This window comes from Hungatella sp. SL.1.14 (assembly GCF_024460495.1).
Classification (GTDB): Bacteria; Bacillota; Clostridia; order Lachnospirales; family Lachnospiraceae; genus Hungatella; species Hungatella hathewayi.
The window spans coordinates 1-856 of the sequence record NZ_JANFYJ010000086.1 but is presented as its reverse complement, the minus strand read 5'-3'; the positions used below and the strand labels follow the sequence as shown (position 1 = coordinate 856).

The window sequence follows — 856 nt, the reverse complement described above, 5'->3', positions numbered from 1 at the left end:
GTTAAGAAGAGAGAATGCCGGAATGAGTAGCGAGATGGAGGTGGGAATCCTCCAGGCCGAATATCTAAGGTTTCCAGAGTAAAGCTGATCTGCTCTGGGTAAGTCGGGGCCTAAGGCGAGGTCGAAAGACGTAGTCGATGGACAACAGGTTGAAATTCCTGTACCGCGTATTATCAGAACTGTGGGGACACAGAACCGAAGCCAAACCCGGGAATGAAAAGACCGGGGCAAGCGCCGGACTGGTTAGACTGGAAAATCCGTTTAACAACAGGAAAGCGTTAAGCGTACCGAACAAAAGTAGGGAAGTTGGTATAGGGGCTGTCAAGAAAAGCCGCTATTGTGTAATACGTGCCCGTACCGTAAACCGACACAGGTGGATGAGGAGAGAATCCTAAGGCCGGCGGGAGAAGCATTGTTAAGGAACTCGGCAAAATGACCCTGTAACTTCGGGATAAAGGGTGCCCACGAGAGTGGGCCGCAGAGAATAGGCTCAAGCAACTGTTTAGCAAAAACACAGGTCTATGCAAAACCGAAAGGTGAGGTATATGGGCTGACGCCTGCCCGGTGCTGGAAGGTTAAGAGGAGAGGTTAGGAGCAATCCGAAGCTTTGAATTTAAGCCCCAGTAAACGGCGGCCGTAACTATAACGGTCCTAAGGTAGCGAAATTCCTTGTCGGGTAAGTTCCGACCCGCACGAAAGGCGTAATGATTTGAGCGCTGTCTCGACAATGCACCCGGTGAAATTGAAGTACCAGTGAAGATGCTGGTTACCTGCGCCAGGACGGAAAGACCCCATGGAGCTTTACTCCAGCTTGATACTGGGATTCGGTACTGCATGTACAGGATAGGTGGGAGGC

At 51.1% G+C, this 856-nt stretch carries 1 rRNA gene; it reads left to right on the top strand.

The window, feature by feature from the left end:
- Positions 1-856 (top strand): 23S ribosomal RNA (locus NE473_RS30020); the annotation flags it as partial.